Below are 16,147 nucleotides of genomic sequence, written 5' to 3' on the forward strand. Positions count from 1 at the left end.
TTCAAAAATGGGAACCTGTACAGTCAATATCGACCAAGGGTTCGAATACTTTAGCAAATTTTTAGCTCAATAGTCGAAAAGGGACGTCACACCACAGCCGTTATATTTGGCGTTAAGTGTTGAGAGTAAAACTAGCTAACGATACCGTCACTTTAGAAGTAAAGAGTTAAAAATAAACCGTGACTTCAGACATGCTGGTGGCAATACCTTCAATTATACGCTGTGATTTATCATTTTTCACTCTTACTTGATCGCCCATCGAACCATCGGTCAATGCTGTACCTTTAGTGGTAATGGTCATGCCACCTTTTACTGCCTGTATGATAACCTTCTCGTTTCGGCAGACGACACAGACATCGCTTCTTTCGACAACATCGCCTGGGCGTAAGTTCTTTTTCACTTTCGCCCCGATGACTTGCTCTGGAAGTGTAAAGCCTTGACGACGAAATTTGTTTAGGGAGATCATGTCTGTGGTGACATCGTATTGGCCGACGATTTCACCTCTTGCGATTAAACGAGTAGTGGTGACGAGTGGTACTGACATCGAAATACGTACCGGGACATAAACTCGCCACTCATCAGGGATACATTGCACTAAAACCGTAATACTGCTGCGGGTATTGGTAGTCGTCGAGGCGCTGGTTTCAAGTGGGATAGGGCAGTCTGTTGCTTTGATTCTTGAATCAACATTTGCTGAATTTACAAAGAGTTCGCCACCTTGTGGTTGCTCAACGGTATCAAGGATGTGTTGCTCTGCCGCAGACTGAATCATTTCAATTTGTTCTGGAGTCGCAGCTTGTATAAAAAAACTAAACAATATTGATAAAATGCCGATAAACTTAACGACAGTTTTAAAAGTAGCTCTACACATTGCTATGGAAAAAGCAGGCAGATTTGTTTTACGATTCGTCATTCTGTTTCTCTAGTAGTTCGTAGCTTGCAGTAGACTAACACTTTTTTATCCAAAAAAGTTTGATATGGAGATGAGCTCATGACGGGTATTCTTGATTCAGTGAATCAGCGTACGCAACTCGTCGGTCAAAACCGATTAGAATTACTAACCTTTCGCCTAATGGGGCGTCAGCGTTACGGCATTAATGTCTTTAAAGTAAAAGAAGTGCTTCAATGCCCTAAGCTGACAAAGATGCCAAACTTAAACCCACTAGTTAAAGGTGTAGCGCACATTCGTGGTCAGACGATCTCTGTTATCGATTTGAGCTTAGCGACTGGTGGCCGTCCTACAACGGATGTTGAAAAGTGTTTTGTGGTTATCTCTGAGTTTAACCGAACCATTCAGGGATTCTTGGTCAGCTCAGTAGAGCGCATTATTAACATGCATTGGGAATCTATTCTTCCGCCGCCGGATGGGGCGGGTAGAGCAAACTACTTGACCGCGGTAACCAATATTGATAATGAATTGGTAGAAATTCTTGATGTTGAAAAGATCCTTGCGGAAATTTCGCCTGTTGATGAAACAATGGACAGTAAAATTGCTGAAGATATTGCGAAAGTAGAGCAAGAGAAACCATTAGTTCGCCGTATCTTGATTGCTGATGATTCAACGGTGGCTCGTAAGCAGGTTCAGCGTGCTATTGAGTCGATTGGTTTTGAAGTTATCTCGGTGAAGGATGGTAAAGAAGCCTATGAGAAGCTAGTACAGATGTCATCAGAAGGCAGTATTTACGATCAAATCTCATTGGTTATTTCTGATATTGAAATGCCAGAGATGGATGGCTATACGCTAACCGCCGAGATTCGACGTCACGCTGAACTTAAAGATCTATACGTAATTTTACACTCTTCACTGAGTGGTGTATTTAACCAAGCTATGGTTGAGCGCGTGGGGGCTAACTCTTTCATCGCTAAATTCAATCCTGATGAGCTTGGTGCAGCAGTTAAAGCTGCGTTAACTAACTAAAAGAGACATTAATGACTGCTATAACAATAAGTGATCAAGAGTATCGCGATTTCAGCCGTTTCTTAGAATCTCAATGTGGCATTGTATTAGGTGACAGCAAACAATATTTGGTGCGCAGTCGTCTAAGCCCATTAGTAGCGAAGTTTAATTTGACTTCGTTATCTGATCTATTGAAGGACGTAGTAACAGGTCGAAACCGTGAACTGCGTGTGGCTGCAGTCGATGCCATGACGACAAACGAGACACTTTGGTTCCGTGATACTTACCCGTTTGCTGTGCTTGCGGATAAACTTCTACCGGAAATAGCGGCAAATAAACGTCCTATTAAGATTTGGTCAGCGGCCAGTTCTTCAGGCCAAGAAGCATACTCAATGGCTATGACGATTCTTGAAACTCAAGCTCGTAAGCCAGGTATGCTGCCGAACGTATCGATCACGGGAACGGATATATCAGCAAGTATGTTGGATATGTGTCGCACAGGCGCATATGACAATTTGGCGTTAGGTCGGGGCCTTTCTCCTGAGCGTCGCCGTACCTTCTTTGAAGATGCGGGCGATGGCCGTATGAAAGTGAAAGATAACGTAAAGCGCATGGTGAACTTCCGTCCTCAAAATTTAATGGAAAGCTATGCATTGTTAGGCAAGTTCGACATTATTTTTTGTCGTAACGTGTTGATTTACTTCTCGCCTGAAATGAAGTCAAAGGTACTTAACCAGATGGCAAACAGCCTGAACCCTGGTGGTTACCTGTTATTGGGGGCGTCTGAATCGTTAACAGGCTTAACGGATCGTTTTGAAATGGTTCGTTGTAATCCAGGCATCATCTACAAATTAAAGTAATGGTTGGCACCAGAATAAGGTGCGGCGTTACTGTTTAATTTCAAAACCCAGCCAAGTGCTGGGTTTTCTTTTTCCTGTTTAATCTATATCTTTAAGTCAGAGTGACATTCCAATTTACTCTATTTTTTGGCTTGTATATTGCAAGTTTACCCACGAGTAACCTGTGAAAGTATTGATAGACCACTTTGTTTTAAAAGTTGGTATATATATTGCTTTGGTTATTTCATAACAGTCAGTTCTTGAGTTGAGGTTTACATGGCTATTTCTTTTGACAATGCTTTAGGCATTCACCAGCACACAGTTGGTGTACGTGAGCGTAACGCTGAGGTGCTTTCCACCAATATCGCGCAAGCGAACACGCCTGGGTATAAGGCAAAGGGATTAGACTTTGAGAAATCACTGCAAGCGGCAAGTTCTGGGGCAAGCATTGGTCTTAGCCGCACAGATGGTCGGCACATTTCTGCCTCAACAACGGTGAACGGGGAAACGAAGTATCGAATTCCTACCCAACCTGATACAGGAGATGGCAATACGGTTGATTTGGATTTGGAAAGAAACCTTTTCATGCAAAACCAAATTAGGCATCAAGCCTCTCTCGACTTCCTAGGAAGTAAGTTCAAGAATTTAACGAAAGCGATTAAAGGGGAATAATTAGATGAGCTTATTTAATGTATTCAATGTGACTGGTTCTGCGATGAGTGCTGAATCTGTTCGTCTAAATACGACCTCGAGCAACCTGGCGAACGCAGATAGTGTAAGTAGTTCTGCTAAAGAAACTTACAAAGCTCGTCACGCCGTGTTCGGCGCTGAGTTAAATAAAGCACGCAACAGTGGTCACACTGTGCCTGTGAAAGTATTAGGTATTGTGGAAAGCGATAAGCCGCTGAGCGCGGAGTACAACCCGGATCACCCATTAGCGAATAACGAGGGCTATATTTACAAGCCTAACGTGAACGTTATGGAAGAAATGGCGAACATGATTTCGGCATCACGTGCGTACCAAACAAACGTACAGGTTGCTGACTCTAGTAAACAAATGCTGCTGCGTACGCTGCAGATGGGTCAATAAGGATAAGGAGGTAGCACATGGCTGGAATCAACAACAATGTTGGTCAAAGCGGCTTGTCCTATGTTGACCAGCTGAAGAGTCTTCAAGATGGCGCTAAGAAGCCCGATGAAACAACAGGTAAGCAGGATCTTAAACAAGAAGATTTCTTATCTTTGTTGACTAAGCAACTAGCACAACAAGACCCTTTTAAGCCGGTTAGCAATGACCAGATGATTGCGCAAATGGCTTCATTTGCGACCGTAGATGGCATTGGCAAAATGAATACACAGTTTGAAAGCTTGAATTCATCAATGACCTCTAACCAAGCACTGCAGGCATCCTCTTTGGTTGGCCGTGATGTATTGGTTCCTGGTGCGGCAGGTGTGAAACCCGGTGATGGCGGTATGGCGGCAATGGTTAAACTTCCTCAGGCAATGGACAATGTAATGGTCCGTGTTGAGAACGAAGTAGGCCAATTGGTTCGCACTTTTGATATCGGCTCTAAACCATCAGGTGATACACGTGTTGAATGGGACGGAAAAGACGAAGACGGTAACCCATTGCCGGCCGGTAAGTACAACGTGAAAGCGTCGGGTTTATTGGATGGCGAGAGTACAGAGTTCCAGGTGTCGAGTTATGCGAACGTGAACAGTGTGCTTCTTGGTAAGGGTGATGGCAACGTACTACTCAATCTGGCTGGTTTTACATCGCCAGTACGACTTGCTGAAGTACTAGAAGTTGGTAAAGCGTAGCTTTTTGCAAAGTGACTATGCTAGCTAGATAGATTAGGAGAATATTGGAATGTCATATGTAGCTTTAAGCGGTCTGTCCGCTGCACAATTAGACCTGAATACAACCAGTAACAACATTGCGAACTCAAACACATTTGGCTTTAAAGAGTCTCGTGCCGAGTTTGGTGATGTTTATTCAAACTCGTTGTTCACTAACGCAAAAACGGCGGCAGGCGGCGGTGCGCAAGCTAGCCAAGTGGCGCAACAGTTCCATGAAGGTTCAAGTATTTATACGAATAACCCAATGGATTTGCGTATCAGTGGTACAGGTTTCTTTGCCGTATCGAAAGACCGCATGGTACCAGAGATCAATGAACTAACGCGTAATGGTGCATTTCACCTAAACAAAGACAACTACATGGTTACAGCTAATGATGAGTTTCTTTTGGGTTATGATGTCGATCCTAATTCGGGTGAAGTTCTTTCTTACGCGCCAAAGCCTCTCGACATTCCTGCTGAGTTTGGTAAGCCAAAACAGACAGAAAACATTGAAGTAGGGGTTAACCTGCCTGCAAATGGTGATCTTAAAGATCCGGCTGCATTTAACTTCGAAGATGCGGACACCTATAACCGTGCGACATCTTCGACGGTATACGATTCTATGGGTCAGTCTTACAAGTTAACGACTTACTACCTCAAAGATCAGACTCAACCAAACACTTGGCAGACGTACTACACCATGTCAGATGAGAACGGCGAAAAGCCGGTAAACATTACAGGTGGTGATGCGACGAATGCACAAGGTCATGTTGGCCATACAATGAAGTTCAACAATGACGGTACGTTAGCAAGCCTGAACAATGGTCAGCCAATTAATTCTGATCCATTAGGTGCTGGTGCGAACCCTGTTGATTTAAATGGTGCCGATCCAACGCAAGTACTTAAGTTCGGTCTCGATTCTTCAACTCAGTTTGCTGCACCGTTTGAATTGACTAAGTTTGATGAAGATGGCGCGACAACAGGTTTCTTAACCAAAATCGATTTCGATGAGTACGGCAGTGTTCTAGGTACTTACTCAAATGGTGAAAACGTGATGCTTGGCCGTGTAGGTCTGGTTCGTGTACCTAATGAGCAAGGTTTAGATAAGAAAGGCGGTACTCAGTGGGATTCTACTAACAACTCTGGTGATAAAATCTGGGGTGAATCGAATAAAGGTTCATTTGGTGGGATTAACAACGGCTCGCTAGAGCAATCGAATATCGACATGACGCAAGAGTTAGTTGACTTGATTTCTGCTCAACGTAACTTCCAAGCGAACTCTCGTTCTCTAGAAGTACATAACCAACTACAGCAAAATATTCTGCAAATTCGTTAATCGTTTTTATAGAGTCTAAGTTATCTGAGAATACCCAATTTAATGTTATTGAATTGGGTATTGTTGCTTGCCTTACTATTTGCCACTCCTATTGCCGCCCGGTAGTGCCACTGGCAACAATTCTTCCTGAGTGACCCTTTAATGCTCACCTTCTTTGTTTGTTTTATTTCTAAATTGCTGATAAATAACAAGTAAAAATACTGGCACAGAGTTTGCTTTATTAGTCACAGAAGATGATTTTTGGAGCAAAATTATGGATCGTGCCCTGTTTCTTGCCATGAGTGGCGCCAAGCAAAATATGCAAGCTTTGCAGTTGCGTTCAAACAACCTTGCCAACGTAAGTACCACGGGTTTCCGTGCTGATTTAGCACAAGCTCGTTCAATGCAAGCGTATGGCGAAGGCATGCCTACTCGTGTTTTCAGTATGACAGAGCGCCCGGGTCATAATTTCGCGCAAGGTAGCGTGGTCACCACTGGTCGAGATCTAGACGTCACCATTCAAGGTGATGGTTGGATTTCAGTTATGGACAACACTGGCCGTGAAGGTTTAACACGTAACGGTAACCTACGGGTTGACCAAAACGGTTTGCTAACCAACGCAAGTGGCCATTTAGTGCTTGGTGAAAACGACGCACCAATCACGCTGCCAATCCCAATCAGTAAAGTAGAAATTGGTACAGATGGTACGATCTCAGTCATTCCTCAAGGCGCTCCAGCTGAAGAATTGGCCGTAGTTGATCGTATTAAGCTTGTACGTCCAGATAACCAAAGTTTGTTTAAAGATACGAATGGTCTATTCCGTTCGAAAAACCCAGATCAGGCATACGAAGCGGATGCAGCGGTAACGTTGCTAAAAGGTGCTATCGAAGGCAGTAACGTAAATGCTGTCGGTGAAATGACCAGTTTGATTGACTTACAACGTCAGTTTGAAATGCAGGTCAAGATGATGAGTACGGCAGAGGAAATGGACAAGTCGTCTGATTCACTGCTTCGTATGAGCTAATAGAATTTAAAGGAATTTGCTATGCATCCAGCATTATGGGTAAGTAAAACAGGTTTAGACGCCCAACAAACCAATATCTCAACGATTTCGAACAACCTTGCCAACGCCTCGACCATTGGTTTTAAAAAGAGCCGCGCGGTATTTGAAGATCTGTTTTATCAGAACATCAACCAACCGGGTGGCCAATCGTCTCAGAACACTGAGTTGCCAAGTGGTTTGATGTTGGGTGCTGGTTCTAAGGTAGTAGCAACTCAAAAAGTTCACACTCACGGTAACGCGCAAACGACATCGAACAGCCTAGATATGATGATCGAAGGTGACGGCTTCTTCCAAGTTGAAATGCCAGACGGTGAGACAGGTTATAGCCGTAATGGTCAGTTCACACTGAACGGTGACGGTGCGATTGTAACATCGGGTCAGGGTTACCCGCTACAACCTGAAATCGTGATTCCTGAAGACGCGATCTCGGTGACAGTAGGCAACGATGGTGAAGTTTCGGTTCGTCTGCGCGGTGAGCAAAACAACGTCGTAGTTGGCCAAATCACCATTACTGACTTCGTGAACCCCGGTGGTTTAGAGCCAGTCGGTCAAAACCTTTACTTGCCGACAGGTGCGAGTGGCGACCCACAAGAAGGTGTTCCGGGTTTTGATGGCTTGGGTAACATCCGCCAGTCGATGCTAGAAACATCGAACGTAAACGTAACCGAAGAGCTAGTGAATATGATCGAAGCTCAACGTGTTTACGAAATGAACTCGAAAGTTATCTCGTCGGTAGACAAGATGATGAGCTTTGTTAACCAACAGCTGTAATTGGTTATTTGTCGCTGACTTGTTTCGCACTCATTGACGTGTGTCACGACTTACTATTTACAACGGCCAACAATTTACAGCGGCCAACTAAGAGTATATCGCCATGAAACGTATTTTTTGTTTAGCTCTGTTTGTATCCATGACGGGCTGTAGCATGCTGGACCCAATTGAAACACCGGCAGAAGAAAACGCGACCACTGTGGTTGATGCGGTGGAAGGCGATAAGTCGACTCAAGAGAGTTCCGGCATTATCGATACGCTTCGTGGTCGAACCGATCCCGTTGCTGGTGACCCTGCATGGGCACCGATTAATCCAAAGCAAAAACCAGAACATTACGCAGCGGCAACGGGATCTTTGTTTAATGTTAACCATATTGGCAGCATGTATGATGATTCAAAACCTCGTGGTATTGGCGATATTATTACTGTGGCGTTAGATGAAAATACGCGAGCGACCAAAAAAGCCAATGCTGACATGTCTAAGTCGAACGACGCAACGATGGAACCTCTGGCTGTCGGTGGTCAAGAGTTAGCTATCGATAAGTACAATTTCTCTTACGATTTGAGTAACACCAATACCTTTGCCGGTGATGCATCAGCCAACCAAAGTAACAGCATCAGCGGCTACATTACCGTTGAAGTCATCGAAGTATTAGCCAATGGCAACCTAGTGGTTCGAGGTGAGAAGTGGATGACACTGAACACGGGCGATGAGTACATCCGCCTAAGCGGCACCATCCGTCCTGATGATATTGACTTCGAAAATACCATCGCTTCAAACCGGGTGTCTAACGCACGAATTCAGTACTCAGGGACCGGCGTACAAAAAGATATGCAAGAGCCTGGATTCTTGGCACGATTCTTTAATGTATCACTGTAGGGCTTGAGAGGGTGTCGACATACTGACAGCCTCTATCACTGAGCCATATTTAGCTAAGCTATTCTAAATTAAAGTAATACAGACAGGTTACTCAATGAAAAAACTAACGCTCGTACTATTCGGCATGCTATTTCTTGCCACCAGTGCCCATGCTGCGCGTATTAAAGACGTGGCAAAAGTGGCGGGTGTTCGTAGTAACCAACTTGTCGGTTATGGTCTGGTCACGGGTTTGCCGGGTACAGGTGAGACAACTCCCTTTACCGATCAAACGTTTAACGCGATGCTGCAAAATTTTGGCATCCAATTGCCGCCCGGCACTAAGCCAAAAACTAAAAACGTAGCGGCTGTTATTGTTACCGCTGAATTGCCAGCCTTCTCTAAGCAAGGTCAGGAAGTTGACGTAACGGTCTCTTCAATCGGTTCGGCAAAAAGCTTGCGTGGCGGTACCTTGCTACAAACCTTCCTAAAAGGTCTTGATGGTCAAGTTTATGCAGTAGCGCAAGGTAACTTGGTGGTAAGTGGCTTCAGTGCACAAGGTAACGACGGTTCAAAGCTTGTCGGTAACAATCCTAACGTTGGTATTATCTCTAGCGGTGCGACAGTTGAACAAGAGATCCCAACGCCATTTGGCCGTGGCGACTACATCACTTTTAATCTAATCCAATCCGATTTCACAACGGCTCAGCGTTTAGCTGATGCGGTTAATAATTTCCTAGGTCCACAAATGGCTTCAGCGGTAGACGCGACTTCAGTAAAAGTTCGCGCACCACGTGAAATCAGCCAACGTGTGGCGTTCTTATCGGCTATCGAAAACATCGAATTCGACCCTGCAGAAGGATCTGCAAAAATCATCGTTAACTCTCGTACTGGTACGATTGTGGTTGGTAAGCACGTTCGCTTAAAAGCGGCTGCGGTCACACACGGTGGTATGACGGTTGCAATCAAAGAAAACTTGAATGTGAGTCAGCCGAATGCATTTTCTGGCGGTCAAACAGTGGTAGTTCCTGATTCTGATATCGAAGTCACCGAAGCCGATGGAAAGATGTTTAAGTTTGAACCGGGTCTAACGTTGGATGATTTGGTTCGAGCCGTCAACGAAGTAGGCGCAGCGCCTTCTGATTTAATGGCAATTCTTCAAGCACTGAAACAAGCCGGTGCAATTGAAGGCCAATTGATCATTATCTAAGGAATAAAGCATGATTAAGAATAACAATGACATCGGCTTTATTCACGACATCGGTAGCTTAGACCGCCTTCGTCAACAAGCGGTAAATGGTGAAGAGGGCAGCGAAAAAGAAGCACTGACGGCTGCGGCAAAACAGTTTGAATCGATTTTTACCTCTATGTTGTTTAAGTCGATGCGCGACGCGAACTCAAGCTTTAAGTCGGATATGTTGAACAGCCAGAACGAGCAGTTCTATCGTCAGATGCAAGATGACCAAATGGCGAGTGAATTGAGTGCTTCAGGTTCTCTAGGCCTAGCGGATATGATCGTGGCTCAATTAAGTGCTGGTCAAGCAAGCGATGCGGCAGAAGATAAGGTTCGTAGTGAAGGCTTTGATACTTCACTGCAAAGACCTCAGTTCTCTGGCCGTTCAGAAGACAGAATATCTGAAGTTCAATCTGCTTCCGCTGTTAAACAACCAGTCTCTTTTGATTCTCCAGAATCGTTTGTTACCTCAATGAAGCCTTATGCTGAGAAAGCAGCAAGTGCGCTCGGTGTCGATTCATCGTTGCTATTAGCACAAGCCGCTCTTGAAACAGGTTGGGGTTCTAAAATGGTTAAAAACTCTTTGGGTAATAGTAATAACCTATTCAACATCAAAGCCGATAGAAGTTGGAAGGGCGATAAGGTTGCTACGCAAACTCTTGAGTTCCATGGTAAAACAGCAGTCAAAGAGTCAGCGTCTTTCCGTTCTTACTCAAACTTCGAAGACAGCTTTAATGACTATGTGAAGTTCTTGAATGAAAATCCAAGATACGAAACGGCATTGAAGCATCAAGGTAACTCAGAGAACTTCATCAAAGGTATCCACCAAGCTGGCTATGCAACTGACCCTAACTATGCCGATAAAGTATTGCGCGTTAAAGCGAAGATTGATGAGATGAATTAGCGCAATCAACTAGCATTGAGAGCTTGCCATTGGCAGGCTTTTTTCTTATCCGTCACCTCAAACCTTGCCACGTTGTCCATAGTTATCTCCTTACACTTCAATAAATTATTGTCTTTAACTCTCCGTTATTTCTATTGGCACATATATTGCTTGTTATCTTAGTGATATACGGTTGTAGTTAATCAGTTCATTCTGATTTTGTTAAGTTTTTTGGGGGCATTATGGCGTCGGATCTTCTGAATGTAGGGGCACAAAGTGTTCTTACTGCTCAGAGACAGTTAAACACCACAGGTCATAACATTTCTAACGCCAATACAGAGGGCTTTAGCCGCCAATCTGTAATTCAAGGTGTGAATGACCCGCGTCAGTACGGTGGCCAGTCCTATGGTATGGGTGTGCACGTGGAAAATGTTCGCCGCTCTTGGGATCAGTTTGCCGTTAAAGAACTTAACTTATCGACAACCAATGCCGCCAACAAAGGCGATACCGAAGCCAACCTCGACATGCTGTCGAGTATGTTGTCATCGGTCGCTTCAAAGAAGATCCCAGAAAACCTTAATGAATGGTTTGATTCGGTTAAGACACTCGCTGATACACCTAATGATGTAGGTGCGAGAAAAGTGGTGTTAGAAAAAGCCGAACTGTTAAGCAAAACACTGAATGAATTTCATGAAACGGTGCGCCAACAATCTGATTCTACGAATAAAAAACTAGACATGGGTATAGAGCGAGTTAACCAACTCGCGATCGAGATTCGTGATGTTCAACGCTTAATGATGCGAACTCCTGGGCCTCATAATGACTTACGAGATCAGCATGAGAAACTGATTAATGAGCTGTCTGGGTACACCAAAGTAACGGTGACGCCACGCTCTAATGCTGAAGGTTTTAATGTCCATATCGGTAATGGCCATACCTTAGTTTCTGGTAGTGAAGCGAGCCAATTAAAAATGGTCGATGGCCTGCCAGATGTACATCAACGTCGCTTAGCGATTATTGAAGGAAAGTCTCTAAAACCGATCACTAGCAGTGATATCGATGGAAAAATCGGTGCCATGTTAGACATGCGAGATGACCACATTCCAGAAGTCATGGATGAACTGGGTCGTTTGGCGACGGCGTTTTCACACAAAGTAAATGAGTTGCAATCGCAAGGTTTAGATCTTAATGGCAACGTGGGTAAAAACCTGTTCACCGATGTGAATTCTGAGCGGGTGGCAAAATCACGCGTGACGGCGAGCAGTCAGTCAAAGGCTGATGTTGCGGTTTATATAGATGACACCTCTGCCTTAAAAGGCGGAGAGTATGGCCTTAAGTATGATGGCAGCGACTATGTCGTAACCAAGCCTAACGGTGAAACGGTAAAAGTCAGCACTAATTCAAGTGGCAACGCTTTTAATCTTGATGGTATGCGAGTAGAAATTCGCAACCCTCCTGAGCTTGGAGAGAAATTGCTGTTGCGTCCAACTCGCAATTTTGCCGCACAGATTCAGATGGAAACCAAAGATCCAAAAGACATTACTGCGCAAAGTTATGAAGCATCGACCACGTTTGCCAAAGGCACGGCCGGTTTCAAAATTTTACAAGCGGGTCAACTGCGCGAGTTCGAAGTTATTGTGTCACCCAAGGGTGAGCAGTTTGCGGTGACGGATCCGAAAGGCAATATTTTAATGCAGCCGCAACCTTATCCGCCTGAAGGACCGGTCACTATTAACGGCACCACGTTTGAGTTAACTCCGGGAGCGGTGGCAAACGATAAATTTACGGCAAACCTTGTCCCATCAGAAGGTGACAACGGTAATCTACGTAAGATGCAAAATCTACAAACCGGAAAAATTTTGAACGATGGTGAGTCTACGATTTTAGACCTTTACCATAACTTGAATACCAATATGGGGTTGAAGTCTTCAACGGCCAATCGCTTGAGTGATATTGCGACCTTAGAAAAACAGTCAGCTCAAGAGCGTATTGCTTCGGTATCCGGGGTCAATCTCGATGAAGAAGCAGCCAATATGATGAAATTTCAGCAAGCGTACATGGCTTCCTCACGCATCATGCAAGCTGCCAATGATACGTTTAACACTATTTTGGCTCTGAGATAGGAAGTGTAAATGTTGAATCGTATTTCTAGCTTCCATAACTATCAGTCAGTACAAAATGACTTGCGCCGCCAAGAGAACAAGGTGCATCACAACCAAGCGCAACTCGCTTCTGGTAAGAAGTTACAGTCACCAAGTGATGACCCGTTGGCGACCCACTATCTACAAAATATTGGTCAGCAATCTGAGCAACTGAAACAATATGTTGATGCTATTACGTTGGTTCGAAATCGTTTAGAGCATCATGAAGTTATGATGTCTAACTCGGAAGGGTTTGCTGATGAAGCCAAACGAACCGTAATGGAAATGATCAACGGCGCGCTTTCACCGGAAGACCGTTTAGCTAAGCAGCGTGAAATTGAAGAACTGGCGAATAACTTTTTGTACTTGGCCAACTCTCAAGATGAGTCGGGTAACTATACATTTGCGGGCACTAAGCCGAAGAACCAGCCTTTCTTTCGAGATAACGAAGGGAACGTGACGTATCAAGGTGATGATTACCAACGCAAGATGCGTGTGGCAAGTAGCTTTGAGATGGCAATGAATGATCCGGGCAGCAAGTTATTTATGGAAATAGATAACCCGTTTGGTGATTACGAGCCCCAATATGAGCTTGAGCCTGCCTCTGAGTTATTACTCGAGCGTGCGACTAACAGCGCTGAAGATGGTTCTACCTATAAAGTGACTTTCGTCGACATGCAGACGGGTAAGTTCGCTTATCAACTTGAAAAAGATGGCGCAGTGGTTGCGGCAGAAGATTTTGATCCTTCGACAGGCATTGTTTACGAAGGGCTGAATATTCAAATCAAAGGCCAGATCACTAAGGGGGACTCAATCACCTTAGAGCCGAGAGAGACATTCTCTATTTTTGATACGTTCAAAGAGGCGGCAGAGCAAGCAGAACATCCGGTTTCAGATGCGTCGGCGACCGCGAAACTGCATCAAGTGACCGAAGAGTTCCATGCTGCGTTTATTCATTTGACGAAGGCAAGAACCGATGTCGGTGCGCGTTTGAATACCTTGGATATTCAAGAGCAACAGCATGAAGATTTTAAGTTGTCTTTAGCAAAAGCAAAAAGCAACTTTGAAGATTTGGATTATTCGAAAGCAATCATTGAATTCAATGAAAACTCTCGGGCACTGCAAGCTTCTCAACAAGCGTTTGGCAAAACCAAAGACCTGACCTTGTTTAACTATATTTAATAATTAATCGGTATTTAGTGGTGACTTGTCGATCACCATGGCGTTGATTCCTTGCCGTATGTGCTATGCCATACGTGCGAATGACGCCATAGTTTGCCGCTTTTTTGTACGAAGCATGATGTTTCTAGAATAGCGGCAAAAAACGGCAATAAGGAAGGTGAATGTTTTTACCTTCTAATAGTAGAAAATCATAATTGCGCAGTGTTGTTTGTAAGTTTTTGATTTTTTAGATAATTAAAAAATTATTCACATGAAATTAAACTTGGCATACAACTTGTATCTGTGTTGGTTATAAATGATTAATACAGATCTTAAACCTTGTATAGGGTTTATCGAGTAATACACGGTCAGTGCTTATCCATATGAGAGTAAAGCTGGCCGCTTCGCAGAAAGCTTGCGAACTCATAAGGAGAGCAAAATGGCTATTAATGTAAGTACTAACGTATCTGCTATGACAGCACAGCGTTACCTGAATAAAGCGTCGAATGACTTAGCGACTTCAATGGAGCGTTTGTCATCGGGTCACAAGATCAACAGCGCAAAAGATGATGCAGCGGGTTTGCAAATTTCGAACCGCTTAACAGCTCAATCTCGTGGTCTTGATGTCGCAATGCGTAATGCCAATGACGGTATTTCGATCGCTCAAACCGCTGAAGGTGCGATGAACGAATCAACCAACGTACTACAACGTATGCGTGATTTGGCGATTCAATCATCAAACGGTACCAACTCGCCGGCAGAGCGTACTGCACTGAATGAAGAGTCAATGGCACTTCAAGATGAGCTTAACCGTATCGCTGAAACAACCTCTTTTGGTGGCCGCCGCCTATTGAACGGTTCATTTGGTGAAGCCTCATTCCAGATCGGTGCTAGCTCCGGTGAAGCCATGATCATGGGGTTAACGAGTATCCGTGCTGATGACTTCCGCATGGGGGGCACTACATTTGATTCTGAAAACGCTAAAGATAAGAACTGGGAAGTGCCTGCACAAGCTCGCGACCTTAAGTTCGAATTCAAGACTAAAGCGGGCGAAGACATCATTTTAGATATCAATACCAAAGCGGGTGATGATATAGAAGAGCTAGCGACTTACATTAATGGTCAGTCTGATTTAGTGAACGCATCGGTGACTGATGAAGGCCGTTTGCAACTATTCGTTGCTGAACCTGATCTCGAAGGTGCAATGTCGATCTCTGGTGGTCTAGCTTCTGAGCTAGGTATTAAGAGCGAAGGTCGTCCTACATCAGTGCAAGACGTTAGCTTAACTAGTGTTGCAGGCTCACAGAACGCGATCAGCGTGATTGACTCTGCAATGAAATACGTAGATTCACAGCGTGCTGATTTAGGTGCGAAACAGAACCGTCTAAGCCACAGTATTAATAACTTGGCAAACGTACAAGAGAACGTAGACGCTTCTAACAGCCGAATCAAAGATACGGACTTTGCGAAAGAGACGACGCAAATGACCAAATCACAAATTCTGCAACAAGCAGGTACTTCGATACTTGCTCAAGCAAAACAGTTGCCTAACTCTGCAATGTCACTATTGCAATAGTTATTGGTTGAACTTGCTGCTCGTGTTCAGACGTGAGCCATGCAGCAAGGGAAACTGGCAAGCATACTTACTATTGAATGTTTAGCTCTCTCATCTCTCACCTGCTATCCATTTTTACAGTAAGAATGCAACGGCAAGTCGGAAATGTGTTCATTTCTCGATGATCTCCACACAGGCTCTGACGCGCCAACTAGCCCCGGTTCTCTCAAAGGAAAAGGGGCTTTTTCCTTTCTGCCTCTTGGGCTCCCACTAGCTTCTTTGCCTATTCTGTTATCGGTCGACTTTATGTCTAATCATTCGTCTGGATCTCCAGATTCACGCCAGTATGAAATGTTAGGTGATGGAGCATTTCTATGCGTTGATTCATTTGAAGAACGTTTTGTATGTTTTATGAACATATTGAAATCTTTTGTTCGTCGATATTAGTGGTTATTTTAGAAAAACATAAAAAATAAAATGCTGAAAAATAAAGACTTATTATTTTGTTTGTAGTTTTTCAAAAGTTTTTCTAAAGCTTCGTGTTTTCGAGCCGTTATTAAAAGTAACTTTGAGAGAACTACTTGGTTTTCCGA

At 44.1% G+C, this 16,147-nt stretch carries 15 protein-coding genes; 14 read left to right on the forward strand and 1 reads right to left on the reverse strand.

Annotated features, from left to right (window positions below; all coding sequences use genetic code 11):
* Window positions 1-166: 166 nt before the first annotated feature.
* The gene (flgA, locus tag WR49_RS18520; protein ID WP_046224997.1) at window positions 167-913 is read right to left on the reverse strand and encodes a flagellar basal body P-ring formation chaperone FlgA; all 747 of its coding nucleotides are present in this window, start codon (window positions 911-913) and stop codon (window positions 167-169) included.
* Window positions 914-991: 78 nt separating this feature from the next.
* Here flgA and WR49_RS18525 point away from each other — a divergent pair, with 78 nt between their 5' ends.
* The 14 genes from WR49_RS18525 (at window position 992) to WR49_RS18590 (ending at window position 15,575) form a co-directional block, all read left to right on the forward strand.
* A complete protein-coding gene (locus WR49_RS18525; RefSeq protein ID WP_046224998.1) occupies window positions 992-1,918 on the forward strand; it encodes a chemotaxis protein CheV in 927 nt (308 codons plus the stop codon).
* 11 nt (window positions 1,919-1,929) lie between these two features.
* Window positions 1,930-2,757: a protein-glutamate O-methyltransferase gene (locus WR49_RS18530; RefSeq protein WP_046224999.1), complete on the forward strand. Its 828-nt coding sequence runs from the start codon at window positions 1,930-1,932 to the stop codon at window positions 2,755-2,757.
* Window positions 2,758-3,012: 255 nt separating this feature from the next.
* Complete coding sequence (gene flgB / locus WR49_RS18535) at window positions 3,013-3,408, forward strand: flagellar basal body rod protein FlgB (RefSeq protein ID WP_017056851.1); 396 nt, start codon at window positions 3,013-3,015, stop codon at window positions 3,406-3,408.
* Window positions 3,409-3,412: 4 nt separating this feature from the next.
* The gene (gene flgC / locus WR49_RS18540; protein ID WP_017056852.1) at window positions 3,413-3,826 is read left to right on the forward strand and encodes a flagellar basal body rod protein FlgC; all 414 of its coding nucleotides are present in this window, start codon (window positions 3,413-3,415) and stop codon (window positions 3,824-3,826) included.
* A gap of 17 nt (window positions 3,827-3,843) precedes the next feature.
* A complete protein-coding gene (gene flgD, locus WR49_RS18545) occupies window positions 3,844-4,557 on the forward strand; it encodes a flagellar hook assembly protein FlgD (RefSeq protein WP_017056853.1) in 714 nt (237 codons plus the stop codon).
* Window positions 4,558-4,606: 49 nt separating this feature from the next.
* Window positions 4,607-5,911, forward strand: a complete 1,305-nt coding sequence (gene flgE / locus WR49_RS18550) for a flagellar hook protein FlgE (RefSeq protein WP_046225000.1) — start codon at window positions 4,607-4,609, stop codon at window positions 5,909-5,911.
* 253 nt (window positions 5,912-6,164) lie between these two features.
* Window positions 6,165-6,914: a flagellar basal-body rod protein FlgF gene (flgF, locus tag WR49_RS18555; protein WP_009848571.1), complete on the forward strand. Its 750-nt coding sequence runs from the start codon at window positions 6,165-6,167 to the stop codon at window positions 6,912-6,914.
* A 21-nt stretch (window positions 6,915-6,935) separates the two neighbouring features.
* Window positions 6,936-7,724 carry a flagellar basal-body rod protein FlgG gene (flgG, locus tag WR49_RS18560; RefSeq protein ID WP_004739713.1) on the forward strand — a complete coding sequence of 263 codons (789 nt, stop codon included), beginning with the start codon at window positions 6,936-6,938 and terminating at the stop codon, window positions 7,722-7,724.
* Window positions 7,725-7,827: 103 nt separating this feature from the next.
* Window positions 7,828-8,604: a flagellar basal body L-ring protein FlgH gene (gene flgH, locus WR49_RS18565; RefSeq protein WP_017056856.1), complete on the forward strand. Its 777-nt coding sequence runs from the start codon at window positions 7,828-7,830 to the stop codon at window positions 8,602-8,604.
* Window positions 8,605-8,698: 94 nt separating this feature from the next.
* Entirely contained in the window at window positions 8,699-9,790 is a 1,092-nt protein-coding gene (locus tag WR49_RS18570; protein WP_017056857.1) for a flagellar basal body P-ring protein FlgI, read from the forward strand.
* Window positions 9,791-9,800: 10 nt separating this feature from the next.
* On the forward strand, window positions 9,801-10,718 hold the full coding sequence (gene flgJ, locus WR49_RS18575; RefSeq protein ID WP_046225001.1) for a flagellar assembly peptidoglycan hydrolase FlgJ: 918 nt from the start codon (window positions 9,801-9,803) through the stop codon (window positions 10,716-10,718).
* A 221-nt stretch (window positions 10,719-10,939) separates the two neighbouring features.
* A complete protein-coding gene (gene flgK, locus WR49_RS18580; protein WP_046225002.1) occupies window positions 10,940-12,820 on the forward strand; it encodes a flagellar hook-associated protein FlgK in 1,881 nt (626 codons plus the stop codon).
* A 9-nt stretch (window positions 12,821-12,829) separates the two neighbouring features.
* Window positions 12,830-14,020, forward strand: coding sequence for a flagellar hook-associated protein FlgL (gene flgL / locus WR49_RS18585; protein WP_017056860.1), 1,191 nt, complete (start codon window positions 12,830-12,832; stop codon window positions 14,018-14,020).
* 418 nt (window positions 14,021-14,438) lie between these two features.
* Complete coding sequence (locus tag WR49_RS18590) at window positions 14,439-15,575, forward strand: flagellin (protein WP_017056861.1); 1,137 nt, start codon at window positions 14,439-14,441, stop codon at window positions 15,573-15,575.
* Window positions 15,576-16,147: the final 572 nt, after the last annotated feature.

It is taken from the genome of Vibrio sp. ECSMB14106 (genome assembly GCF_000972265.1).
GTDB lineage: Bacteria > Pseudomonadota > Gammaproteobacteria > Enterobacterales > Vibrionaceae > Vibrio > Vibrio kanaloae.

Bases quoted from the DNA above. Each gene is read 5' to 3' on its own strand.
- flgA (WP_046224997.1), bottom strand. From the start codon at position 913: ATGACGAATCGTAAAACAAATCTGCCTGCTTTTTCCATAGCAATGTGT.
- WR49_RS18525 (WP_046224998.1), top strand. From the start codon at position 992: ATGACGGGTATTCTTGATTCAGTGAATCAGCGTACGCAACTCGTCGGT.
- WR49_RS18530 (WP_046224999.1), top strand. From the start codon at position 1,930: ATGACTGCTATAACAATAAGTGATCAAGAGTATCGCGATTTCAGCCGT.
- flgB (WP_017056851.1), top strand. From the start codon at position 3,013: ATGGCTATTTCTTTTGACAATGCTTTAGGCATTCACCAGCACACAGTT.
- flgC (WP_017056852.1), top strand. From the start codon at position 3,413: ATGAGCTTATTTAATGTATTCAATGTGACTGGTTCTGCGATGAGTGCT.
- flgD (WP_017056853.1), top strand. From the start codon at position 3,844: ATGGCTGGAATCAACAACAATGTTGGTCAAAGCGGCTTGTCCTATGTT.
- flgE (WP_046225000.1), top strand. From the start codon at position 4,607: ATGTCATATGTAGCTTTAAGCGGTCTGTCCGCTGCACAATTAGACCTG.
- flgF (WP_009848571.1), top strand. From the start codon at position 6,165: ATGGATCGTGCCCTGTTTCTTGCCATGAGTGGCGCCAAGCAAAATATG.
- flgG (WP_004739713.1), top strand. From the start codon at position 6,936: ATGCATCCAGCATTATGGGTAAGTAAAACAGGTTTAGACGCCCAACAA.
- flgH (WP_017056856.1), top strand. From the start codon at position 7,828: ATGAAACGTATTTTTTGTTTAGCTCTGTTTGTATCCATGACGGGCTGT.
- WR49_RS18570 (WP_017056857.1), top strand. From the start codon at position 8,699: ATGAAAAAACTAACGCTCGTACTATTCGGCATGCTATTTCTTGCCACC.
- flgJ (WP_046225001.1), top strand. From the start codon at position 9,801: ATGATTAAGAATAACAATGACATCGGCTTTATTCACGACATCGGTAGC.
- flgK (WP_046225002.1), top strand. From the start codon at position 10,940: ATGGCGTCGGATCTTCTGAATGTAGGGGCACAAAGTGTTCTTACTGCT.
- flgL (WP_017056860.1), top strand. From the start codon at position 12,830: ATGTTGAATCGTATTTCTAGCTTCCATAACTATCAGTCAGTACAAAAT.
- WR49_RS18590 (WP_017056861.1), top strand. From the start codon at position 14,439: ATGGCTATTAATGTAAGTACTAACGTATCTGCTATGACAGCACAGCGT.